Consider the following 20,775-nt stretch of genomic DNA (forward strand, 5'->3'; position numbering starts at 1 on the left):
GGAATCATTGATCCTTAAGCCTCAAGCGACTACATTCAGACCGAAACCTCCGGACCTTGAATCCGGATGTGTGAAGGAGATCAGGCCCATGGGCTTTGCAGTAATGAGCATGACAGACGCTGCCGCAGGTCGCGTCAAGGCAATCGTCGAAAAGTCAGGTCCGAATGCCAAAGGCATTCGCGTCGGCATCAAGAAGGGCGGCTGCGCCGGTATGGAATATACCGTTGATCTGGTGACCGAGCCGAACCCAAGGGATGACCTGATTGAGCATGCCGGGGCAAAGGTCTGGATCGAACCTTCCGCTGTGCTTTACCTTCTTGGTACACAGATGGATTTTGAAACGACACAGATGCGCTCCGGTTTCATCTTCACGAATCCGAACCAGACCTCGGCCTGTGGATGCGGTGAGTCAGTCGAGCTGAAGCCCGCCGATTTGGCGGCACTTGCCAAGCAGCGCGCAACAGAAAGCCCGTCTGCCTGATTTAATCGGTAACACAGCAATAGTGCAAATCAGACCTCGCGCTCGTTGCGGGGTTTTTTGTTGGCGTATCAGATGTTCTCACTCATGTAATCAAGCAGCTGCTCTGTCGCTGTAGCGGCTTCAGCACCGTTTCGCTGCTGTATTGCACGAATGATGCTGACATGAAGTGTGACCGACCGATCCATGGATGAGGTCGTTGCCGTGGAGAACCACAGCCTGCGGGCGTGCGTTTGTAGTGGCGCCAGGGAGCCGACAAGAAACTTGTTGGGGCAGGCCTCCTCGACAATCTCGTCAAAACGCTTATCGGCAGACAGGAACGCATTCACGTCTCCTGTTGCGGCCGCAGCGCCCATGTCTCGCGCGCAGTTTACCATCCTGCGACGCTGCTCTTCGTTGGCATGTGTCGCCACCAATTCTGCCGCCATGGGTTCCAGTCGACGGCGAACGCAGAGAATATCCCGATAGTCGGACGGATTGATTTCGGAGATCTGCAGCCCGATACGGGCGCGAACCGCGAGCAGACCTTGCCATTCCAGCTTCTGGATCGCTTCGCGGACAGGCGTGCGTCCATGACCGGAAAGATCAATCAACTGCTTCTCTGTCACCAGCGCGCCCGGTTTGAGTTTCAGCGTGACAATCAGGTGCTCGAGAGCCCGGTAGGCTTGGCGACTGTAGGATTCCTGTGCTGCGGGGGAGGCGTCGACTTCATCCATGGTACGTTGATATACCAGTTGGAGACGCCTCTCAACGCGCCTGTTGATATATCAGTAACCAATCGTGCCATTCGTGGTGACGTGCAAGATTGGGTCCATCGTTGCTGCACGTGTCGCGTGAAATTTGCCAAAGATCATGCCGATCACCGCCGAAAAAGCGGAAACCGATTTCGCGGGCGCGTCCTGTGAGGGACACCAGCATGATGTTCATGATGCCAATGCCGTCGAACAGCAGGCTCACCGCAGTACCAAGTTTCGGATGACATGAGTCGTCGGTCTTGCATAGTTAAAAATCCGTAAGGATAGCCGTTAGTGATGTTTCGAATTGAACATTGTTGAATGAAATTTGGTGAGCTAATGCTGATGGCGCCTCGATGACGAGGTGATTTAGGGGATAATTCGATGAAATTGCGACACGTTGTTGCGTTTTCTGCCGCATTTGCGGCTCTGACGTCTTCCGCAAAAGCGGAAGATCTGGTGTTTATGCTAACGAACAACACACGTTCTACGCTTGAACGCTTTTATACTTCACCTGTTGGTGTCAACGACTGGGAAGAAGACGTGTTCGGCAACGACGTTCTTCAGCCCGGTGAAAGCATCAAGATCACCATTCGCGATGGCCGGACAGTGTGCAAGTACGACATGCGCTTCGAGTTCACTGAAGATTCTGACCTCGATACCACAGAAGATACGCAGAACCTCTGCGAGCTTGGCTCCTATACCATTCATGAATAAGAGCGGCTCCCAAACGCTCTAAGGGGATCCTTTGCTGCATGAATGCGTTCAATGCAGGTAGCAGCAAAGGAGATCCAGCAATGATCGAACCAAGCCGTATCCGTGAGCATGCAGAAGTGATTGGAGCCGACGGAGTGCATGTCGGCACAGTTGATCGCGTTGAAGGTGGCCGAATCAAACTTACGAAACGTGATAGCGGCGAAGGCCGCCACGAAGGGCATCACCATTTTATTGCACTTGATTTGGTGGCTGATGTCGAGGGTGATCGCGTGCGTCTCTCAGCAAATGGCGCGGAGGCAGTCAGCTTCGAAGAAGAGCCTGATGGCAAAGGCATTCATTGAGAAAGATTGTTGTCCACAATCCAATTTTTTGCCCTTTGCGGGTTGACCGCAGAGGGCCATCTGCATATGTTCCGCCCACTTTCAAGGCGCCAAGCGCTGTTGGTGAGAGAGCATAGCTCAGCCGGTAGAGCAACTGACTTTTAATCAGTAGGTCCAGGGTTCGAATCCCTGTGCTCTCACCACTTTCTCCAAGACTTCCTGCAACATATCGATGGTGTGTTTCGCTGATGTCTCGAGATTTCAGAATGATCGGGAATATTTAAAGCGTGTTACCAGTCTAACGGTGTGATCCGCTTTGACCTCATAAAGCTCCTGATATCGGTCACCAAACTCATCCCGGACATCATAGCTAAACGAACTTCCAACGGGCGCGTTCACGATGGGTGACCGTCCCCCATAGGTGAGGCTGGCCGGAAATGGCTTTATCGAATCGGTCGTCGTCGAGCATCCGGCTAGAGCCAGGAGGAAGATCAGGTATTTCATCTCAGGCATTCCTTCCATGAACGCGCCGCATCCAAGCGTCATTCATCCAACATTCAGATTTGGCGATATTCTGCCACATTACCCCTCCAAGGTCTTACGCATCTTGCTCGCTCGCGCAGCATACAGTCAGTTGAGCGCAACTCGGAAAAAATGGGTTTGAAATGATACGCTTCAAGGGTGTCCATCCCGCTCGGCAGGAACAACTTCAAGCGCTGGATGCCGGCGAATATCCAGTTCAGTTCACCAAAATGGCGGCATAATGCCGTTCATTCATCCTATCGCTTGCTGTCGGCCCATGATCCTGCTCGGGTTCATTGCGATTCCTCTTGTGAGCCTGCACCCAACCGTAGGCGTGGCTGAGGACAGTGGGCTGATATGGAAACCGTCGAAGCTTTCCAACACATCCTACGAAGCGAGCATTGGACTCGCTGCTCCCGATTGGACCTATGTTAGCGGCGGAGTACAGATTGGTCTTGAGAGCGAAACGCCCGGCGGACGGGTTCGTGCGCCTGTCGCGTTCTGGGCGCGGATCGTGGACCAGTCATCCAACCTTGCGGCAATCAGAGCCGCCCGTGAGGTCAACTTCGGCTATGCGACCGAGACTGGCGTGGCAGACGTAGCGATGTCCCAACAGGTGAAGCAGATCCTGACCGACAGTCTCGATATCGAGGTCAGACGACACCTTACGCTTCAATATGACCGAAACGGCAATCAGGTTGATTTTTCGGATCTGGAGCAATCACTTAAGTTAACCCATGTTCCTAGCGGCGCAGCTTTCGGCCTGCAGGTATCGGCGGAGCCAGGCCTGAGAACGCTGAGACCAGCCGTCACCCTCGAAAAACGGTTTTCATCGCATTTGAAAGTCGTTGGTACGCTTTCCAATATAACGAGCACACAGCCGAATGCTGCGGTCCGGGGACGCTATTCGATCCGCTGGTAGGGTCACATCCCGGATTGGATGCGCTACCCCTGTGCTGATTGCGTACACTGGCTGCGGCTTTGAATGCTGTGTCCGCGCTCGGCCCGAAGCTGGCCACAAGCACTCTAGCGCCTCATTCGGTGGAGCTTTCCAGAACGAAAATGGCCGCGCCCTGGTTCAGGTGCGCGGCCTTATGTCTTTCGACTTGATAAAGAGGCATTTTCGATGCCTCCGTTGCCCTTGGGGACATTTCAAGCGAGATCTGGATCGCTCAAAATGCTACCAGTTCCCGTCACTCGATGCAAAACCACTCACGCGGTTCTGCTGGAGTGCGTTAGTGAAGGATCTGGCTCAGGAAGAGTTTGGTCCGTTCGTGCTGCGGATTATCGAAGAACTCTGCCGGTGAGTTCTGCTCGACAATCTGACCTTGGTCCATGAAGATAACCCGGTTTGCCACCTGGCGGGCGAAGCCCATTTCGTGGGTGACGCAGAGCATGGTCATGCCCTCTTCAGCGAGGCTGACCATGGTGTCCAGGACTTCCTTGACCATTTCCGGGTCAAGCGCCGATGTCGGCTCGTCGAACAGCATGATCTTTGGCTTCATGCAGAGCGAACGAGCAATAGCAACGCGCTGCTGCTGGCCGCCGGAAAGCTGTCCGGGATATTTATGAGCCTGCTCCGGAATCTTGACGCGCTTGAGGTAGTGCATCGCAATTTCTTCCGCGTCCTTCTTGGGCATCTTGCGGACCCAGATTGGGGCAAGCGTGCAATTCTCGAGAATTGTCAGATGCGGGAAGAGGTTGAAATGCTGGAAGACCATTCCAACTTCGCGGCGAACCTCATCAATCTTCTTGAGATCATTCGTCAATTCGATGCCGTCAACGACGATCTGGCCAGATTGATGCTCTTCCAGTCGATTGATGCAGCGGATCATCGTGGACTTACCGGAACCGGACGGGCCTGCGATGACGATACGTTCGCCACGCATGACCTTCAGGTTTACATCCCGGAGGACGTGGAAGTCTCCGTACCACTTGTTCATATTGCTGATCTGAATTGCGACGTCGGTGTCGGAGACCGCCATGGTCGCGTTCTTGGTGTTCTGTGCGGACATGAAATTCTCCTATTAACGCTTGTGACCGGTATCGAGATGACGCTCCATGAAGAGCGAGTAACGTGACATCCCGAAGCAGAAAATCCAGAACACGAAGCCAGCAAACAGATAGCCGGTGACCGGGGTTACGGGCGTAGCCCAGTTCGCATCAGACTGGTTCAGGGTCACGATGCCGAGCAGATCGAACATACCGATGATCGATACCAGCGAGGTATCCTTGAAGAGACCAATGAAGGTGTTGACGATACCGGGGATGACCAGTTTCAGGGCCTGAGGCAGGATGACAAGGCGTGTCTTCTGCCAGTAACTCAGGCCAAGCGAGTCGGCACCTTCATATTGTCCGCGTGGCATAGCCTGCAGACCACCGCGTACCACTTCCGCCATGTAGGCTGATGCGAAGATTGAAACACCGATCAAGGCGCGGAGCAGTTTGTCGAACGTCCAGCCATCCGGCAGGAACAATGGCAGCATGACGCTGGCAAAGAACAGAACCGTGATCAACGGTATGCCACGAACGACCTCGATGAACAGGATGCAAAGCATCTTGATGGCCGGGAGGTTCGACCGTCTTCCCAGAGCCAGGAGAATACCGAAGGGCAGGGACACCGTGATCCCGAAGAAGGACAGGACCAGGGTGACCATGAGGCCGCCCCACAGCTGCGTTTCGACATAAGGCAGACCAAACCCGCCAGTCAGCAGGAAGAACGATACCGTTGGCAGAACGATGAACAGCGCCAACGCATTCCAACCCTTGAACGGTGCCTTGGGGATGAGCATCGGAATGAGGAGGAGCGTGAAGGCAACCATGACGGTGATTGGACGCCAGCGTTCCTCAAGCGGATAGCGACCGAAGATAAACTGCTCGAACTTCGCCGAAACGAAAGCCCAGCAGGCACCATATTGACCATCTGGCAGGGCACCGCCCTGCGACACTGTCGTGCAGGCTGTGCGGTTTTCGCCAGTCCAGACCGCATCGATGAAGACGAAGCGGAAAATGGAAGGAAGAATGTAGGCCAGCAATGCAATAGCAAGAATGGAGAAGATGATATCGCGGGGTGTCGCGAACAGATTGACCTTCAGCCAATGGCCAATGCCTTTTGCATTCGATGGCGCTTCGCGCGCGGCGACCATTTCCTTACGAACGTAGGTAAAATCAACATTCGCCATCTTATCTCTCCACCAATGCCATCTTGGCGTTGAACCAGTTCATGAACAGCGCTGTCGTCAGCGAGAGTGACAGATAGATAACCAGCCAGATCGCGACGATTTCAACCGCCTGTCCTGTCTGGTTCAGCATGGTCCCGCCAACCGCAACGATGTCAGCGAAGCCAACCGCGACGGCCAAAGACGAGTTTTTCGTAAGATTCAGGAACTGGCTTGTGAGCGGCGGAATGATGATCCGCATCGCCTGGGGAACAACGACAAGGCGGGTAATGATGTTGGCACGCAGACCAAGGGCATTGGCAGCCTCCGTCTGACCCTTCGGTACCGCCTTGATGCCGCCGCGAACGATTTCCGCGATGAATGAGGCTGTATAGAAGGACAAAGCCAGGTAGAGCGAGATGAATTCAGGTCCGATACTGGTTCCGCCAGACAGATTGAAGCGACCAGCAACGGGGTAGTCGAAAGTCAGCGGCGCGCCAAGAGCCAGGAAAGCAACAGTCGGCAGCAGGATGATCAGGCCAAGAGAGGTCCATCCCGACCGGAACTGCTGACCGGTCCTTGCCTGTCGCGCACGTGCCCATTTGACAATGACGATGGAAGCGACGATCGCAACGCCGAGGGCCGCAACAATCATCCATGAGCCTTCGCCCCAGATTGCCTTCGGGAAGAACAGGCCACGATTGTTGAGGAAGCCGCCGAGTGGCAGCGCAACGGAATCACGCGCCTGCGGAAGGATTGCGATAACCCCCTTGTACCAGAAGAAAATGACCAGAAGGGGTGGAATATTGCGGAAGATCTCAACGTAGGCCTGAGCCAGCTTCGCCAAAAGCCAGTTGTGGGACAAACGTGCGATACCAACCAGGAAGCCGAGAATGGTTGCGGTGATGATACCGAAGAACGCGACTTGCAGCGTATTCAGCAAACCGACGAGGAGCGCACGACCATATGTCGAGTCGCTGTTATATTCGATAGCCTGTTGACCAATGTCGAAACCTGCCCGCCCCTGCAGGAAGCCGAAACCAGATGCAATGTTGGCTTTCTCGAGATTGTGGATCGTGTTCTGGGTGATGATCCAAACGAACAGGGCAACAGATGCCACTGTTACGACCTGGTAAAATATTCCGCGCGCTTGCGGGTCATAAATCAGCGAAGAAAAACTCTTTCGAGGTTTCCCTGAGCTGAGCGCGTCGCCTGCCATGGGTATTTTCCCTCTTACATGCTCTTTTGAGCTTTTTGCCCTTTACGGGAATTGTTTAAGCCGAAGGCGGAGATTGCTCCGCCTTCGGTATTGGTCAAATCTGTCGCTCGATTAGCGGATCGGCGGGCCGTACTGCAGGCCGCCCTTGGTCCACAGTGCGTTGATGCCACGCTTGATTTTCAGCGGGCTGCTCGGGCCGACGTTGCGCTCGAACACTTCGCCGTAGTTACCAACCTGCTTGATGATGTTGTATGCCCAATCATTCGTCAAACCGAGGTCTGTACCGATCTTCGTGCCTTCTTCGGCACCGAGCATGCGCTTGACGTCCGGACCGCCGGACTTCTTCATCTCGTCAACGTTCTTGGAGGTGATGCCGAATTCTTCAGCATTGACCATGGCGTAGTGAACCCATGAAACAACGTCGAACCACTGGTCGTCACCCTGGCGAACGGCCGGTCCGAGCGGCTCCTTGGAGATGACTTCCGGCAGAACTTCGTTTTCGTCCGGGTTCTTAAGCTTCAGACGGATGGCGTACAGGCCGGACTGGTCGGTCGTGTAAACGTCGCAACGGCCAGAGTCGTAGGCGCTGGTGGCGTCAGCTTCTTTTTCGAAAACCACCGGGTTGTACTTCAGGTTGTTTGCCTTGAAGTAGTCGGCGAGGTTGAGTTCGGTCGTGGTACCCTGCTGTACGCAAACTGCGGCGCCGGACAGTTCGAGCGCAGACTTGACGTTCAGGCCCTTCTTAACGATGAAGCCCTGGCCGTCGTAGTAGTTGACTGTCCGGAAGTTGAAACCGAGCGACGAGTCGCGGCTGATCGTCCAGGTCGTGTTGCGCGTCAGTACATCGACTTCTCCCGACTGCAATGCAGGGAAGCGGTCCTTACTGGACAGAGCAACGATCTTGAACTTCGATGCATCACCGAACACAGCTGCAGCGATGCCGCGGCAGTAGTCGATGTCGATACCGGACCATTCGCCCTTGTCGTTCGGGTTAGAGAAGCCCGGAATACCATTGCTACCGCCGCAGGTAACGAAACCCTTAGCCTTCACATCGGCAAGCGTGGCAGCGGATGCAGCCGAGGCGAAGCCCAGGACTGCCGCGCCAATCGCGGCTGACAGGATTGTCTTTTTCATTTTCCCAACCTTTGTCTGTTTGTTTTTTAGCATGTTTATCCCGCACCATGGCGCAGGACCGGCTCGTAAGGCCTCCCGAAGCGAGCCGCGCCTATCACAGTCGGAAATCTTCGCGAGGGTCAAGTCTCACACTTTATATTAGCGCCCAAAATTCGACAAATTTCGCTGAGCTGCTGATATATTAGGCTGGTTGTGCGTTTTTGCGCAGGCGTTGCCTCTTATTCGGCCAGCATCCATCGCAATTTTGCATGACTTCAGTGAGCGTTTTCGTATGTTGACGCGGCACCTGTGGATAGCCACAATGATGAGGCTATCATATTAGAAAGCTTCAGGTTTCATGAGTAGAAATAAAGCAGAATCTGACACATTGGGTACGAGTACCCGGCTCGTTCATCTCGGAAATGACCCGCACAGTTTTCACGGCTTCGTCAATCCGCCCATCGTTCGGGGATCGACTGTGCTGTTTCCCGACTGCGCAACAATGGAGAGCCGCAACCAGAAGTACACTTACGGGACCCGTGGTACCCCGACGACAGACGCTCTGTGCGAGGCACTGAACGCGTTGGAAGGGGCTGCCGGGACAGTCCTCGTTCCCTCTGGCCTCGCGGCGATCACCGTTCCTTTCCTTGCATTTCTCTCTTCGGGAGATCATGCGCTCATTGTCGATTCCGTCTATGGACCGTGCCGTTATTTCTGCGACACGATGCTGAAGCGTCTGGGCATCGAAGTGGAATATTACGATCCAGAAATCGGCGCTGGCATCGAAGCGCTTCTTCGACCCAACACGCGCCTGGTGCACACGGAGGCTCCAGCCTCGAACACATTCGAGATGCAAGACATTCGAGCGATCTCGGATGCTGCGCATCGGCATGATTGCATCGTGACGATGGACAATACATGGGCAACGCCGCTCTATTTCCGTCCGTTGGATTTTGGGATCGACGTTTCTATCCATGCGACGACTAAGTATCCGTCTGGTCATTCCGATATCGTCATGGGTTCCGTATCTGCCAACGCTGCTGCATGGCCTCGGCTCCTGGAGGCGCAGACCACACTCGGTATCTGCGGTGCGCCTGAGGATTCCTATCTGATTTTGCGGGGCTTGCGTTCCATGGCGGTGAGGCTCGACCACCATCAAAACAGCGCGCTTGCGGTTGCCCATTGGCTTGAAGGCATCGATGCAGTCGAACGTGTTTTGCATCCTGGCCTCGAGAGTTTCCCGGGCCACGAGATCTGGAAGCGTGACTTCAAGGGGTCTTCCGGCGTCTTCTCATTCGTACTGAAGGCGGCCACGCCCGATCAGTTCAAGCCAAAAGCCCACGCTTTCCTGAATGCCTTGTCCCTTTTCGGTCTTGGCTATTCCTGGGGCGGCTATGAGAGCCTGGCGCTGCATGTGAATCTCAACGACCGAACAATCAGGAAAGCGCCTTCGGCCGGACCGGTGATTCGTCTTCAGATAGGCCTTGAAAACATTGAAGATCTGAAGAGGGACCTGGAAGTGGGGTTCAGAGCCGCTGCGGCGGTTTGATCAGGCGCCGTAGCCGTAAAGCCAATCAAGGTCTGCCGCGAGTGATTGCGGCGGACGCAACGACAAGACCAAGTCCCGTCCAAGCCGGATCGGCCCGCCGGCATGGTAGACGAAACGGTTGAAGTTACCTCGTGCCTTAACTTTGGCAGCGCGTCGCTGGCGGACACTCTCAAATTGGCTCAGGGCTGATGCAAGCGGCAGCGTTGTGACCGTCTGCGCCAGCTCCCAGGCGTCTTCGATTGCCATGGCAGCGCCTTGTGCCGCAAACGGCATCATTGCGTGCGCTGCATCACCGATCAGAACTTTCGAAACGTGATCGGTCCAGGCGCCGGCGCCCAGTTGGTAGAGGGGCCAGAAACGAGGATCTTCTGCCGTTTTCAAAAGCTGCCGGAAAGCCGGATGCCACCCCTTGAATTCTGCCAAAAGAAGCTTCTTCTGATCCGGCGTCGAGTGAGCGTTCCAGGTGTGACCGGGTGAAACGCCAGCGGCAATGGCAACAATGTTGAACTGGCGAACCTCCTGAAGCGGATAGCACACGGCATGAGCCGAACGTCCAAGGAAAGCCTGCACGCTTCTGTTGTCGAGAAAATCCGGAGCCTCCGAGAAGGGAATAGTGAAACGCCACGCGATATTGCCGGAAAAGTCTGGCTCCGGCGACTTGTCGATCGTTTCGCGTACAGCAGACCATACGCCATCAGCGCCGATGATCAGATCGGCATTCGCTCCAATCATATCACTCATCTGTCTGGCGGTGGCACCATCAATGCGTTTGCCGAGGTAGATCGTGCAGTTCTCCTGGGCGTTGCAAGCATCGCGAAGAGCATTCTGCAAGGTGGAACGATGCAGCACACCATAAGGCGCCTTCCATCTCTGACGAGCGGATTGGCCGACGGGGACCTGACCCAGCAGTTTCAGTGATTTTCCGGAGTTCAGCGACACGCGTTCCGGCTCAGTCCACACTTTTTCGAGTGCGGACAGGACACCCAGCCGATCCAGTATGCGTGATGCGTTCGGCGATATCTGAAGCCCGGCTCCAACTTCTGCCAGATAGGGTGCCTGTTCAAGCACATGCACCTGAACGCCGCGCCGAGCGAGCGCGAGCGCCGCAGTCAAGCCAGCCATACCGGCACCAATGATTGCGGCGGTCTTTATCGTCATCGGTTCTGCTAACGTCAGGCTGCCTTGACGTGGAATACGCAGCCAGCGGGGATCGTTTCGCCGGATTTCAGGGACGCGTTATAGCGATAAAGTGTCGAACAATAGGAACATACCTTTTCGTTCTCATCGCCCATGTCGATGTAGATATGCGGATGATCGAACGGCACATTAGTGCCCGTGCACATGAATTCCTTCACGCCCACTTCAATGACCCTATGTCCGCCGTCGTTCTGGAAATGAGGGATACCGTGACCGGCCATGATAGTCTCCAACGTTTTTCTGTTGCCGGGACATTATCCATGCCGCAGCAGATTGTGTAGAGGGAAAGCCCTACTGAGCTTAAATTCCTGTGTTCTCTCTTGGAATTGACAGGTATTTGGACCTATGTTCCGGCCGCAATAGGAAATTTCTCGATGAACCTCAACACGCCCAGCTTTACCCGCTTTTCACATGACGGTCTTTCGATAGCCTATTTCGATGAGGGGCCGCATGATGTCGAGGCCGTGATTCTCATTCATGGCTTTGCTTCGAGTGCGAATGTGAACTGGGTCTATCCTGGATGGTTGAAGACGCTCGGGGAGGCTGGCTACCGAGTGATCGCGCTGGATAATCGCGGCCATGGCGCCAGCGACAAGCCGCTCGATCCGGAGGCCTATCGCCCCTGGATCATGGCGGATGATGCGGTTGCTCTTCTGGATCACCTCGAGATCGAAGCGGCTCATTTCATGGGCTATTCGATGGGGGCGAGGATCTCGACCTTCGCTGCGCTCAACCATCAGCAGAGACTGAAATCCCTGGTGCTTGGCGGCCTCGGGATCGGATTGACGGATGGCGTCGGAGATTGGGACCCTATTGCCGATGCGTTGCTGGCGCCCGAACCGGACGCGATCACGCATGAGCGTGGCAAGATGTTTCGTGCCTTTGCCGATCAGACAAAGAGTGACCGAACAGCGCTTGCTTCCTGTATCAGAGGATCGCGGGATCTTGTCGATCGGGCCGCTGTGGCGTCCATCAAGGTGCCAACGCTCATCGGGGTGGGGACCAAGGATGATATTGCCGGTTCGCCGCACGAGTTAGCCGATCTGATGCCGAATGCGCGGGCACTGGATATTCCCAACCGCGATCACATGCTTGCCGTTGGGGACCGTATTTTCAAAGCTGCGGTGCTCGATTTCTATAATGAAATAGGGTGAAAGCCGGTCAGGGCCTCGGGTGGTTTTTTTACCCGACGTTCTATATAGTAGATCCATCGATAGGGGTTGGCTCACATGGTTGCTCGCACTGAAATTCGCTCAAACGACCAGGTCGCCTCGGTAGATCCAATCTGGGACACCTTGAAGTCTGAAGCAGCTATCGCGGCGGAGCGTGACCCCCTCTTGGCGGCCTTCATTTATTCGACCGTTCTAAACCACCGTACACTGGAGGATTGTGTCATCCACCGCATTTGCGAGCGGCTGGATCATGCCGACGTGAAGGCCGTTCTTCTGCGTCAGACGTTTGAAGAAATGATGGTTGACTGGCCCGAATGGGGCTCCATCGTGCGCGTCGATATTCAGGCCTATTATGATCGAGATCCGGCATGCACGCGGTTTCTTGAGCCCGTTCTCTATTTCAAGGGCTTTCACGCGATCCAGACTCACAGGCTGGCGAACTGGTTGCTGAAGCGGGATCGTCGCGACTTTGCGCTTTATCTGCAGAGCCGGGCTTCCAGTATTTTTCAGACCGACATCAACCCGGCTGCGCGCATCGGCAAGGGGATTTTCCTGGATCATGCCACGGGGCTTGTGGTCGGCGAGACGGCTGTCATCGGAGACAATGTCTCAATCCTTCACGGTGTGACGCTGGGTGGAACGGGCAAGGAAGGTGCGGACCGGCATCCAAAGATCCGGCACGGCGTTCTGATTGGCGCGGGTGCGAAGATCCTTGGAAACATCGAGGTCGGGAATTGCTCTCGTGTTGCTGCGGGCTCAGTTGTTCTAAAATCGGTTCCGGCCAATTCTACCGTCGCTGGCGTGCCCGCCAAGGTGGTGGGAGAGGCGGGTTGCTCTGAGCCATCCCGGGTCATGAACCAGATGCTTGCTGCCGAGGACTAAGACCCCCGTTGGTGGACGGAACTGTCTTTACTTTCGTCTGTTTCCCGTGCCAAAAGCCCGCAGCCTTAATGAACACGACGGAGAATGACCGGTGAAAGCTGACGAAATCAAGAAACTCGACGCCTACTTCAAGCGCGTCTTCAATCCCTCGATGTCGGTCAAGGCTCGTCCGCGCAAAGATGACTCCGCTGAAGTTTACGCAGGCGACGAGTTCCTGGGCGTGGTTTACGTCGATGACGAAGACGATGACCGTTCGTATAATTTCTCTATGGCGATCCTCGACGTGGATTTGTGATCCGATCCGATTCGGATCCGCAACGATTGGAATCAATTTTTCCTGTCGGTTGAGTGACGTTTCTCGTAACACTTATCTCTGGTAGAGTTGTGGGCGGGCAGTGTTGCCCGCTATTTTTTTGTCTTTTTCCATTGCATTTCGCAAGTGCGAAAGAATTTCGCTTGACTTTCGCAGTGCGGAATCATTGACTTCGGGCTCAATTTGTCCAGGAGGTGGGAAATGTTGAATATCGAAGAAGCCAATCGCAAGAGCAAAGAAGCTGTCGATGGCGTTCTGAAGAGCTATTCCGAAGTCGCTAAGAGCTGGCAGGCGATTGCGACGGAAACGGGCGAGTTTTCGCGCAAATACATGCAGGACGCGACATCCTATTTCGAGCAATTGATGGGTGTTCGCACCATCGAGGCAGCTCTCGAGTTGCAGACCAACTTCGCTAAGTCTTCCTACGAGACTGCTGTGGCGCAAACCAGCAAGTTGACAGAATTGTATTCCGATTTGGGCAAGACTCTCGCCAAGCCATTCGAAGCGGCGGCAAGCCAGTCAACATCCGTTTTCACGAAGACGACCCTGTAATTGGATCGAGTGAATCTTACGTATCATGGCCGTCGCGACACGTCGCGGCGGCTTTTTTCGTTTGCGCTCAGGTCTGGGCAAGCCAGTTTTGGTAGGGTAGCCAGATCGGGTCGAGGAATAGTGATTGCGTGGGATTTCAGGGGGCTTAAAATCCCGACACGGTGAACTAAATATGTATGACTGATGTCTGGTTGCGATGGAACGACACACCTGAATTCGCCAGACAATGGGGAAGAATGAAAGATGATCGCAAAGCCGATCTTGATGCAGGACGATGGAAACGAAGACGGTAATCGGGCCAATCGCGGCACGTCTGTTATCACGCGTACCCAACCCAAAACGAAGCGTCCCAATCTGTACCGCGTTCTATTGCTGAATGACGATTACACGCCAATGGATTTCGTCATTCACATTCTGGAGCGATTTTTCCAGAAGGACCGTGAAGCGGCCACTCGCATCATGCTGCACGTTCACAATCACGGTGTGGGCGAATGTGGTGTCTTTACATATGAGGTTGCTGAGACGAAGGTAAGCCAAGTCATGGATTTTGCCCGCCAGCACCAGCACCCGCTGCAATGTGTCATGGAAAAGAAATGAGGAACCCACGTGCCAACTTTTTCGCCTAGTCTTGAAAAGGCGCTGCATCAGGCACTGACTTTCGCCAATGAGCGGCACCACGAATATGCGACGCTGGAGCATCTGCTGCTGGCGTTGATCGATGATGCCGATGCGGCGGCCGTTATGGGTGCTTGCAACGTCAACCTCGACGTTCTGCGCAAAACCGTATCCGATTACATCGATAACGATCTCGCAAACCTCGTGACCGGCTATGATGAGGACTCGAAGCCGACTTCCGGCTTCCAGCGGGTCATTCAGCGAGCCGTCATTCACGTGCAGTCCTCCGGCCGTGAAGAAGTGACAGGCGCCAATGTACTGGTCGCGATTTTTGCTGAACGGGAAAGCCATGCCGCATACTTCCTGCAGGAGCAGGAAATGACGCGCTATGACGCGGTCAATTACATCTCTCACGGGATTGGAAAGCGTCCAGGGTCTTCGCAAGTTCGCACGCCTCGCGGCGCCGAAGAGGGCGAAGCCGAATCCAAACCGGGTCGTGAGCAGGAAGAGGGAAGTGCAAAGAAGGCTCAGGATGCTCTGACCGCCTACTGCGTCAACCTGAACGAAAAAGCCAAGAATGGCCGGATTGATCCGTTGATCGGGCGTCATTCGGAAGTGAACCGTACCATCCAGGTTCTGTGCCGCCGCTCCAAGAACAACCCGCTTTACGTGGGTGATCCTGGGGTAGGCAAGACCGCCATTGCCGAAGGTCTGGCTAAGCGTATCGTTGAAGGCAAGGTGCCGGAAGCGCTTGCGGATGCCACAATCTTCTCGCTCGACATGGGCACGCTGTTGGCCGGTACGCGTTATCGCGGTGATTTTGAAGAGAGATTGAAGCAGGTCGTCAAGGAGCTGGAAGAGTATCCGGGTGCCGTGCTCTTCATCGACGAAATCCACACGGTAATCGGAGCCGGTGCGACCTCCGGCGGCGCGATGGATGCTTCTAACCTCCTGAAGCCAGCCCTGTCTTCAGGTGCGATCCGCTGCATCGGTTCGACGACCTACAAGGAATATCGGCAGTTCTTCGAAAAGGATCGCGCACTCGTGCGCCGCTTCCAGAAGATCGACGTGAATGAGCCTTCGATCGAGGACGCGATAGAGATCATGAAGGGCTTGAAGCCCTATTTCGAGGAGTATCACAAGCTCCGCTATTCCAACGATGCGATCAAATCCGCAGTCGAGCTTTCGGCTCGCTACATCTCGGACCGGAAGCTTCCGGACAAGGCGATCGACGTGATCGATGAAACTGGAGCAGCTCAAATGCTGCTTCCGGCATCGAAGCGCCGCAAGCTGATCACGGAAAAGGAGATCGAGGCCACCGTTGCTACGATGGCTCGTATTCCGCCCAAGACCGTATCCAAGGATGACGAGGCGGTTCTTGCCAACCTTGAGAAGGAATTGCGGTCGGTCGTCTATGGTCAGGACAATGCGATCGAGGCGCTTGCAACCGCAATCAAACTTGCGCGGGCGGGCTTGCGCGAGCCGAACAAGCCGATTGGTTCCTATGTCTTTTCCGGCCCGACAGGCGTCGGCAAGACGGAGGTAGCCAAGCAATTGGCGGCGTCTCTGGGCGTGGAACTGCTCCGTTTCGACATGTCGGAATACATGGAGCGCCACACGGTTTCGCGCCTGCTCGGAGCGCCTCCCGGCTATGTCGGTTTCGATCAGGGTGGTCTGTTGACGGACCAGGTCGATCAGCATCCGCATTCGGTCGTGCTGCTGGACGAGATCGAAAAAGCACATCCAGACATCTACAACATCCTATTGCAGGTGATGGATCACGGCTCGCTGACGGATCACAACGGCAAGAAGATCGACTTCCGCAATGTGATCCTGATCATGACGACGAACGCTGGCGCGTCGGAGATGGCGAAAGCGGCGATCGGCTTCGGTTCTTCGAAGCGGACCGGTGAAGACGAGGAGGCTCTCAACCGACTGTTCACGCCGGAATTCCGCAACCGTCTCGATGCGACCATACCGTTTGCGCCGCTGCCAACGGAAGTCATCCATCAGGTCGTCCAGAAGTTCGTCATGCAATTGGAAAGCCAGCTTTCCGAGCGCAATGTCACCTTCGATCTGCATCAGGATGCCATCGCTTGGCTGGCGGAAAAGGGCTACGACGAGCGCATGGGTGCACGGCCACTGTCTCGTGTCATTCAGGAGCATATCAAGAAGCCGCTTGCGAATGAGATCCTGTTCGGTGCGCTTCGCAAGGGTGGTGTCGTTGAGGTCACTGTCGGCAAGAAGGAAGACGGCAAGGATGGTCTGGTTCTCAAGTCCATTCCCGAAGCCGTTCCGGTGAAGCCTAAGCCTGAAGCAGAGGTCGAGGAGGCTGCCGAAGAGAGCGGCTCTTCGAAGCAGAAGACTTCGAAAGCCAAGGCATCCACGAAGGCCGACACGAAGGAAAAGACGGTGAAGCCGAAACTTCAGGATGGAGATGTCATCACTGACGAACCGGCCAAGCCGCGCAAAGGAAGTACGGTGCCACGGGTTCCAAAAAAGAAGTAACTCGACAGGGTTACCCATGCCGGGGATTTTCCCCGGCATTTTCAATTTCAGCATCACCTAATCGTACGGGCTGTGCTAGACCCACCGCGCCGACACAATTTCTACGCCAGCACTCTGTGGTTTTGCTGGGGTAGCGCTGGAAACGATCGATGCAAGCTTCCCCGACTGAGTACCGCTCCAATACCGCCTGGTTTGTGACTGGCATGCGCGGAATAATTTCCATACCAGCCATAATCCTTATGACGTCTTTCGTCGGATTCAGTGCCTTCGCCCTCGAATCAGGAATTACGCGAGCCGAGGCTGTCTTCATGACACTGTCTGTCTGGGCGTTGCCGGCCAAGATGATCCTGATCGGGACTATGGCAAGCGGTGCACCCGTTGCCGCGAGCTTTCTGGCTGTGACGCTCTCTTCCATCCGTATGATGCCGATGGTTGCCTCCATCATGCCGGAAATGCGCAATGAGCGAAGTCCAACCTGGCTACTTCTGTTTCTGTCGCATTTTGTTGCGATAACCTCGTGGGTCTTTGCCATGCAGCACATGCAAGCTGTACCGCGAGACCGCAGGCTCGCTTATTTCGGAGGTTTCGCGATAACGCTCACGCTGCTGAACGGCGTTATCGTCGGTGTCTGCTATGGAATTGTCGCCCAGTTTCCGCCCATTGTGGCCGGCGCATTGTTCATGCTGACGCCGATCTATTTCTTCGCGTCGATTTGGGCGAGCGCTCGTCATTCTGTCGTGAAGCTCGCCTTTATTGTTGGCGTCATCGGTGGGCCGCTAATGGCGACCATCGAGCCTCGCTTTGATATCTTGTACGTGGGTATTGGTGGAGGAACGGCAGCTTACCTGATTGATCGCTATTTTATCCGCAATCGAACGTCCAAGTCTCCGAAAGCTGAACCGCGGGAGGAGCTGCCATGACTGAGAGTTGGTGGTGGGTGTTTCTCGTCATTGCCGTTGCTGGATGGCTGGCCACGGACATTTGGCGCTGGCTTGGCGTTATCGTCGGAAACCGGCTCGATGAGGATTCCGAGGGCCTGCAATGGGTACGCGCCGTTGCAACCGCGTTGGTGATGGCGGTGACCGCAAAACTGGTTGTCTTTCCCACCGGCACAATTGCCGATGCCCCGCTTTGGCTCCGGGCAGGGGCGGTGGGAATTGGCTTTGTTGCCTTTTTGATAGCAGGCCAGCGGGTTATCGTCTGTGTGGTCGTATCGCTGGTGTGCCTTGTCAGTGGATTGTTGATCGTCTGACTGGGCGAGCAGTTCGGCCGATAAGATCAGCTTCGACAAAACTTCGGAGTCCGTCGATTGTGATGCGGTATGCTCGGGCAATGCCTTGCATGACCCGAGCATGGGCTATCAGTTGGTCAGTTCAGCGCGGATCCGGGCAGCGTGGTCTGCCAGAATTGCCTGGTCTTCCATCTTGCCCGAATGTGGCTTCAAAGGTTGCCCTTCATGCCGGGGAATGACGTGAAAGTGCAGGTGGAAGACCGTTTGTCCAGCGGCTGGCTCATTGAATTGCGCGATAAACACGCCGTCTGCATCAAACGCGTCTTTCGCAGCAACGGCAAGCTTCTGAACAACCGGCATCAGTTTGGAAAGCGTTACCGGATCTGCGTCCAGCAGGTTGCGGGACCCCGATTTGGGTATCACTAACAGATGTCCGGGAGCCTGCGGCATGACGTCCATGAAAGCCAGCGTGTCCTCGTCCTCATAAACCTTGTGAGAGGGGATCGTTCCGGCAATGATCTTGCTGAATATGTTGTCTGGATCATACGTCATCTATGTCTGTCTTCCCGATATTTATGCGGTTGGTTTCAGATAGGTCGCCCTTTCTGAAAGGGCTGTGTTCACTGAGATATTCGCCAGCGTACTGCACTTCGCGCCGCTCCCTTTCAAGGTAATCGTCGATTGCGCGTCTAAGACCCGCATGGGCGATGAAGTGGCAGGAATGTGTGGTCACCGGCAGGTAACCGCGGGCGAGCTTGTGTTCTCCCTGTGCACCAGCCTCGACCCGCTGCAAACCCTTGGCAAGGGCGAAATCGATTGCCTGGTGATAGCAGACTTCGAAATGCAGAAATGGTTGATCCTCGATGCAGCCCCAGTGACGACCGTACAGCGCGTCTTCGCCAATAAAGTTGATGGCACCTGCGATATAGCGGCCATTTCGTTTTGCCATGACGAGCAGGATGTCTTCCGGCATCCGCTCGCCGATCAGCGAATAGAACTGCCGCGTGAGGTAAGGCCGACCCCATTTCCGGCTGCCGGTATCCATGTAAAAGGCGAAGAACTGATCCCAAATATCTTCGGTCAGATCCGAGCCCGTCAACCATTCGATGGTGATGCCATTTTCCACGGCAGCGCGGCGTTCCTTGCGCAGGTTCTTCCGCTTCGATGACGAGAGCTCATTCAGGAATTCATCGTGATTTGAATAGCCACGGTTGATGAAGTGGAACTGTTGATCGGTCCGGTGCAGAAAACGAGCCTGCTCCAGGAACGGCAACTCTCGCTCACTGAGAAACGTGACATGGGCGGAAGAAAGCCCCGTTTGCAAAGCCGCAGCGGCGACGCCCTGAGCAAGTGAGGATCGCACATCATCTGCTGACGATCCGTCGCGAGCCAACAGGCGAGGTCCGGTGGCCGGGGTGAAGGGTATGGAACACTGGAGCTTGGGATAGTAGCGACCACCGGCGCGCTCGAACGCGTCTGCCCAACTATGGTCGAAGACATATTCGCCCTGACTGTGGCTTTTCAGATAGGCCGGAACGGAGCCTATCAGCATTCCCGCCTCGTCTTCCAGAAGCAGATGGTGGCCCTGCCAGCCAGTCTTGGCCGTGGCCGAACCAGACGCTTCCAGGGAAGAGAGATAAGCGTGAGACAGGAACGGATTGTAAGGTGAACCACCTCCGCGTCGAGCGCCCGTCAAATGCGACCACTGCTCACTGGCGATGTTCTTGAAAGATCGTTCGACGCGGATGGTGATTTCTTCAGTCATTTACGCAGCGTTTCAGCTTTCTCGTGGGTCGAAACCCTCGAATGTCATCTGGTCTGCATGAGTATAGGTATGAGACCGCGCATTTTCATCCCTGACAGTCCAGGTGATAACGGGAATTCCGCGGCTTCTTTGAGCCTCAACGAAACTGTTCGGCAGGTGCGCCCAGTGGTAGGAAATAAAGTCCAGACCAGCCTGCATGGCTTCATCATGCTCGAAGAACTTGTCCGGATCATTCCCTTCCGCGGTCAGGCCGACAGGGAAGGGTGAGCCTGCCTTTTTCAGTGCGAAAAGCAGATGATGATCGAAGCTCATCAAAGCCACTTTGCCCTGATAGCCTTCCAGAACCTCCAGAACGGCTTCCGCAAATCCATCGTCATCTTCTTCCGTGCGACCCTTCAGCTCGATAACCAGGGGGACCTTGCCCTTCACGAGATCCAGCATCTGGCGCAGTCTGGGCACCTTGTCGCCGGTTCCGCCGACGGACAACAGGCCGAGTTCAGCCGCGGATTTTTCGCGCACGTCTCCCGCAATCCCACAGAGGCGTTCCAGCGTGTGGTCATGAAAGACCATAGGCACGCTATCCGAAGACAGCTGGATATCGCATTCAATGGCGAAACCGGCTTCCACTGCCCGTGAGAACGCGGACAGCGTGTTCTCCCAGACCTTCTTGTTCTGATCGTGATAGCCGCGATGGGCGACGGGGATCTCCTTGATCCAATCAGCGTTCATG

At 55.2% G+C, this 20,775-nt stretch carries 24 protein-coding genes and 1 tRNA gene; 14 read left to right on the forward strand and 11 right to left on the reverse strand.

What is annotated here, in order from left to right:
* Positions 1-88: 88 nt before the first annotated feature.
* On the forward strand, positions 89-481 hold the full coding sequence (gene sufA / locus G6N80_RS17890) for a Fe-S cluster assembly scaffold SufA (RefSeq protein ID WP_165135779.1): 393 nt from the start codon (positions 89-91) through the stop codon (positions 479-481).
* Positions 482-549: 68 nt separating this feature from the next.
* On the opposite strand, the gene G6N80_RS17895 is transcribed toward sufA, so the two are convergent.
* Both G6N80_RS17895 and G6N80_RS17900 read right to left on the reverse strand, forming a co-directional pair.
* Positions 550-1,194: a GntR family transcriptional regulator gene (locus G6N80_RS17895; RefSeq protein WP_062554347.1), complete on the reverse strand. Its 645-nt coding sequence runs from the start codon at positions 1,192-1,194 to the stop codon at positions 550-552.
* Positions 1,195-1,225: 31 nt separating this feature from the next.
* On the reverse strand, positions 1,226-1,435 hold the full coding sequence (locus G6N80_RS17900) for a hypothetical protein (RefSeq protein WP_206531705.1): 210 nt from the start codon (positions 1,433-1,435) through the stop codon (positions 1,226-1,228).
* Positions 1,436-1,596: 161 nt separating this feature from the next.
* Here G6N80_RS17900 and G6N80_RS17905 point away from each other — a divergent pair, with 161 nt between their 5' ends.
* From G6N80_RS17905 to G6N80_RS17920, 4 genes are all read left to right on the forward strand, one after another.
* The gene (locus G6N80_RS17905) at positions 1,597-1,929 is read left to right on the forward strand and encodes a hypothetical protein (RefSeq protein ID WP_062554349.1); all 333 of its coding nucleotides are present in this window, start codon (positions 1,597-1,599) and stop codon (positions 1,927-1,929) included.
* A gap of 80 nt (positions 1,930-2,009) precedes the next feature.
* The gene (locus G6N80_RS17910; RefSeq protein WP_165135782.1) at positions 2,010-2,270 is read left to right on the forward strand and encodes a DUF2171 domain-containing protein; all 261 of its coding nucleotides are present in this window, start codon (positions 2,010-2,012) and stop codon (positions 2,268-2,270) included.
* A gap of 106 nt (positions 2,271-2,376) precedes the next feature.
* A tRNA-Lys gene (locus tag G6N80_RS17915) sits at positions 2,377-2,452 on the forward strand.
* Positions 2,453-3,081: 629 nt separating this feature from the next.
* Positions 3,082-3,693 (forward strand): hypothetical protein, encoded by a 612-nt coding sequence (locus G6N80_RS17920; protein ID WP_165135786.1) that lies wholly within the window; start codon positions 3,082-3,084, stop codon positions 3,691-3,693.
* Positions 3,694-4,006: 313 nt separating this feature from the next.
* On the opposite strand, the gene G6N80_RS17925 is transcribed toward G6N80_RS17920, so the two are convergent.
* The 4 genes from G6N80_RS17925 to G6N80_RS17940 all read right to left on the reverse strand — a co-directional run bounded on the left by G6N80_RS17925 (position 4,007) and on the right by G6N80_RS17940 (position 8,282).
* The gene (locus tag G6N80_RS17925; RefSeq protein ID WP_062554353.1) at positions 4,007-4,786 is read right to left on the reverse strand and encodes an amino acid ABC transporter ATP-binding protein; all 780 of its coding nucleotides are present in this window, start codon (positions 4,784-4,786) and stop codon (positions 4,007-4,009) included.
* 12 nt (positions 4,787-4,798) lie between these two features.
* Entirely contained in the window at positions 4,799-5,953 is a 1,155-nt protein-coding gene (locus G6N80_RS17930; RefSeq protein ID WP_062554354.1) for an amino acid ABC transporter permease, read from the reverse strand.
* 1 nt (position 5,954) lies between these two features.
* Positions 5,955-7,148, reverse strand: a complete 1,194-nt coding sequence (locus G6N80_RS17935) for an amino acid ABC transporter permease (RefSeq protein ID WP_165135789.1) — start codon at positions 7,146-7,148, stop codon at positions 5,955-5,957.
* 111 nt (positions 7,149-7,259) lie between these two features.
* The gene (locus tag G6N80_RS17940; protein WP_062554789.1) at positions 7,260-8,282 is read right to left on the reverse strand and encodes an amino acid ABC transporter substrate-binding protein; all 1,023 of its coding nucleotides are present in this window, start codon (positions 8,280-8,282) and stop codon (positions 7,260-7,262) included.
* 337 nt (positions 8,283-8,619) lie between these two features.
* On the opposite strand from G6N80_RS17940, the gene G6N80_RS17945 reads away from it, so the two are divergent.
* Positions 8,620-9,810 carry a cystathionine beta-lyase gene (locus G6N80_RS17945; RefSeq protein WP_165135792.1) on the forward strand — a complete coding sequence of 397 codons (1,191 nt, stop codon included), beginning with the start codon at positions 8,620-8,622 and terminating at the stop codon, positions 9,808-9,810.
* Here the strand turns inward: G6N80_RS17945 and G6N80_RS17950 are convergent, their stop codons facing one another.
* Positions 9,811-10,968 carry an FAD-dependent oxidoreductase gene (locus G6N80_RS17950; RefSeq protein ID WP_165135821.1) on the reverse strand — a complete coding sequence of 386 codons (1,158 nt, stop codon included), beginning with the start codon at positions 10,966-10,968 and terminating at the stop codon, positions 9,811-9,813.
* Between the two features lie 14 nt (positions 10,969-10,982).
* Positions 10,983-11,228: a zinc-finger domain-containing protein gene (locus G6N80_RS17955; protein ID WP_165135824.1), complete on the reverse strand. Its 246-nt coding sequence runs from the start codon at positions 11,226-11,228 to the stop codon at positions 10,983-10,985.
* A 153-nt stretch (positions 11,229-11,381) separates the two neighbouring features.
* Between G6N80_RS17955 and G6N80_RS17960 the strand changes: the two genes are divergently transcribed.
* The 8 genes from G6N80_RS17960 to G6N80_RS17995 all read left to right on the forward strand — a co-directional run bounded on the left by G6N80_RS17960 (position 11,382) and on the right by G6N80_RS17995 (position 18,301).
* Positions 11,382-12,161: an alpha/beta fold hydrolase gene (locus tag G6N80_RS17960; protein WP_062554359.1), complete on the forward strand. Its 780-nt coding sequence runs from the start codon at positions 11,382-11,384 to the stop codon at positions 12,159-12,161.
* Between the two features lie 75 nt (positions 12,162-12,236).
* Positions 12,237-13,061, forward strand: a complete 825-nt coding sequence (cysE, locus tag G6N80_RS17965) for a serine O-acetyltransferase (RefSeq protein ID WP_062554360.1) — start codon at positions 12,237-12,239, stop codon at positions 13,059-13,061.
* A 91-nt stretch (positions 13,062-13,152) separates the two neighbouring features.
* Positions 13,153-13,356 (forward strand): DUF3126 family protein, encoded by a 204-nt coding sequence (locus tag G6N80_RS17970; protein ID WP_062554361.1) that lies wholly within the window; start codon positions 13,153-13,155, stop codon positions 13,354-13,356.
* Between the two features lie 219 nt (positions 13,357-13,575).
* Positions 13,576-13,926, forward strand: coding sequence for a phasin family protein (locus G6N80_RS17975; protein ID WP_165135827.1), 351 nt, complete (start codon positions 13,576-13,578; stop codon positions 13,924-13,926).
* 243 nt (positions 13,927-14,169) lie between these two features.
* The gene (gene clpS / locus G6N80_RS17980; protein ID WP_137133908.1) at positions 14,170-14,523 is read left to right on the forward strand and encodes an ATP-dependent Clp protease adapter ClpS; all 354 of its coding nucleotides are present in this window, start codon (positions 14,170-14,172) and stop codon (positions 14,521-14,523) included.
* A gap of 9 nt (positions 14,524-14,532) precedes the next feature.
* Positions 14,533-17,049, forward strand: coding sequence for an ATP-dependent Clp protease ATP-binding subunit ClpA (gene clpA / locus G6N80_RS17985; RefSeq protein WP_165135830.1), 2,517 nt, complete (start codon positions 14,533-14,535; stop codon positions 17,047-17,049).
* Between the two features lie 149 nt (positions 17,050-17,198).
* Positions 17,199-17,969 (forward strand): AzlC family ABC transporter permease, encoded by a 771-nt coding sequence (locus G6N80_RS17990; RefSeq protein WP_062554365.1) that lies wholly within the window; start codon positions 17,199-17,201, stop codon positions 17,967-17,969.
* The gene (locus G6N80_RS17995) at positions 17,966-18,301 is read left to right on the forward strand and encodes an AzlD domain-containing protein (RefSeq protein WP_062554366.1); all 336 of its coding nucleotides are present in this window, start codon (positions 17,966-17,968) and stop codon (positions 18,299-18,301) included. Before G6N80_RS17990 ends, G6N80_RS17995 begins: the two co-directional genes overlap by 4 nt.
* Before the next feature lie 108 nt (positions 18,302-18,409).
* Here G6N80_RS17995 and G6N80_RS18000 read toward each other — a convergent pair whose 3' ends face one another.
* Genes G6N80_RS18000 through G6N80_RS18010 form a run of 3 tightly spaced genes read right to left on the reverse strand, consistent with a single transcriptional unit; the run spans position 18,410 to position 20,774 of the window.
* Entirely contained in the window at positions 18,410-18,832 is a 423-nt protein-coding gene (locus tag G6N80_RS18000; RefSeq protein ID WP_062554367.1) for an HIT family protein, read from the reverse strand.
* Positions 18,822-20,045, reverse strand: a complete 1,224-nt coding sequence (locus tag G6N80_RS18005) for a GNAT family N-acetyltransferase (RefSeq protein ID WP_062554368.1) — start codon at positions 20,043-20,045, stop codon at positions 18,822-18,824. The genes G6N80_RS18000 and G6N80_RS18005 overlap by 11 nt, the downstream gene beginning before the upstream one ends.
* 12 nt (positions 20,046-20,057) lie before the next feature.
* A complete protein-coding gene (locus tag G6N80_RS18010; RefSeq protein ID WP_165137164.1) occupies positions 20,058-20,774 on the reverse strand; it encodes a glycerophosphodiester phosphodiesterase in 717 nt (238 codons plus the stop codon).
* Position 20,775: the final 1 nt, after the last annotated feature.

The organism is Rhizobium rhizoryzae (assembly GCF_011046895.1).
In the GTDB taxonomy this organism is placed as follows: Bacteria; Pseudomonadota; Alphaproteobacteria; order Rhizobiales; family Rhizobiaceae; genus Neorhizobium; species Neorhizobium rhizoryzae.

Bases quoted from the DNA above. Each gene is read 5' to 3' on its own strand.
- sufA (WP_165135779.1), top strand. From the start codon at position 89: ATGGGCTTTGCAGTAATGAGCATGACAGACGCTGCCGCAGGTCGCGTC.
- G6N80_RS17895 (WP_062554347.1), bottom strand. From the start codon at position 1,194: ATGGATGAAGTCGACGCCTCCCCCGCAGCACAGGAATCCTACAGTCGC.
- G6N80_RS17905 (WP_062554349.1), top strand. From the start codon at position 1,597: ATGAAATTGCGACACGTTGTTGCGTTTTCTGCCGCATTTGCGGCTCTG.
- G6N80_RS17910 (WP_165135782.1), top strand. From the start codon at position 2,010: ATGATCGAACCAAGCCGTATCCGTGAGCATGCAGAAGTGATTGGAGCC.
- G6N80_RS17925 (WP_062554353.1), bottom strand. From the start codon at position 4,786: ATGTCCGCACAGAACACCAAGAACGCGACCATGGCGGTCTCCGACACC.
- G6N80_RS17930 (WP_062554354.1), bottom strand. From the start codon at position 5,953: ATGGCGAATGTTGATTTTACCTACGTTCGTAAGGAAATGGTCGCCGCG.
- G6N80_RS17935 (WP_165135789.1), bottom strand. From the start codon at position 7,148: ATGGCAGGCGACGCGCTCAGCTCAGGGAAACCTCGAAAGAGTTTTTCT.
- G6N80_RS17940 (WP_062554789.1), bottom strand. From the start codon at position 8,282: ATGAAAAAGACAATCCTGTCAGCCGCGATTGGCGCGGCAGTCCTGGGC.
- G6N80_RS17945 (WP_165135792.1), top strand. From the start codon at position 8,620: ATGAGTAGAAATAAAGCAGAATCTGACACATTGGGTACGAGTACCCGG.
- G6N80_RS17950 (WP_165135821.1), bottom strand. From the start codon at position 10,968: ATGACGATAAAGACCGCCGCAATCATTGGTGCCGGTATGGCTGGCTTG.
- G6N80_RS17955 (WP_165135824.1), bottom strand. From the start codon at position 11,228: ATGGCCGGTCACGGTATCCCTCATTTCCAGAACGACGGCGGACATAGG.
- G6N80_RS17960 (WP_062554359.1), top strand. From the start codon at position 11,382: ATGAACCTCAACACGCCCAGCTTTACCCGCTTTTCACATGACGGTCTT.
- cysE (WP_062554360.1), top strand. From the start codon at position 12,237: ATGGTTGCTCGCACTGAAATTCGCTCAAACGACCAGGTCGCCTCGGTA.
- G6N80_RS17975 (WP_165135827.1), top strand. From the start codon at position 13,576: ATGTTGAATATCGAAGAAGCCAATCGCAAGAGCAAAGAAGCTGTCGAT.
- clpS (WP_137133908.1), top strand. From the start codon at position 14,170: ATGATCGCAAAGCCGATCTTGATGCAGGACGATGGAAACGAAGACGGT.
- G6N80_RS17990 (WP_062554365.1), top strand. From the start codon at position 17,199: ATGCAAGCTTCCCCGACTGAGTACCGCTCCAATACCGCCTGGTTTGTG.
- G6N80_RS17995 (WP_062554366.1), top strand. From the start codon at position 17,966: ATGACTGAGAGTTGGTGGTGGGTGTTTCTCGTCATTGCCGTTGCTGGA.
- G6N80_RS18000 (WP_062554367.1), bottom strand. From the start codon at position 18,832: ATGACGTATGATCCAGACAACATATTCAGCAAGATCATTGCCGGAACG.
- G6N80_RS18005 (WP_062554368.1), bottom strand. From the start codon at position 20,045: ATGACTGAAGAAATCACCATCCGCGTCGAACGATCTTTCAAGAACATC.
- G6N80_RS18010 (WP_165137164.1), bottom strand. From the start codon at position 20,774: ATGAACGCTGATTGGATCAAGGAGATCCCCGTCGCCCATCGCGGCTAT.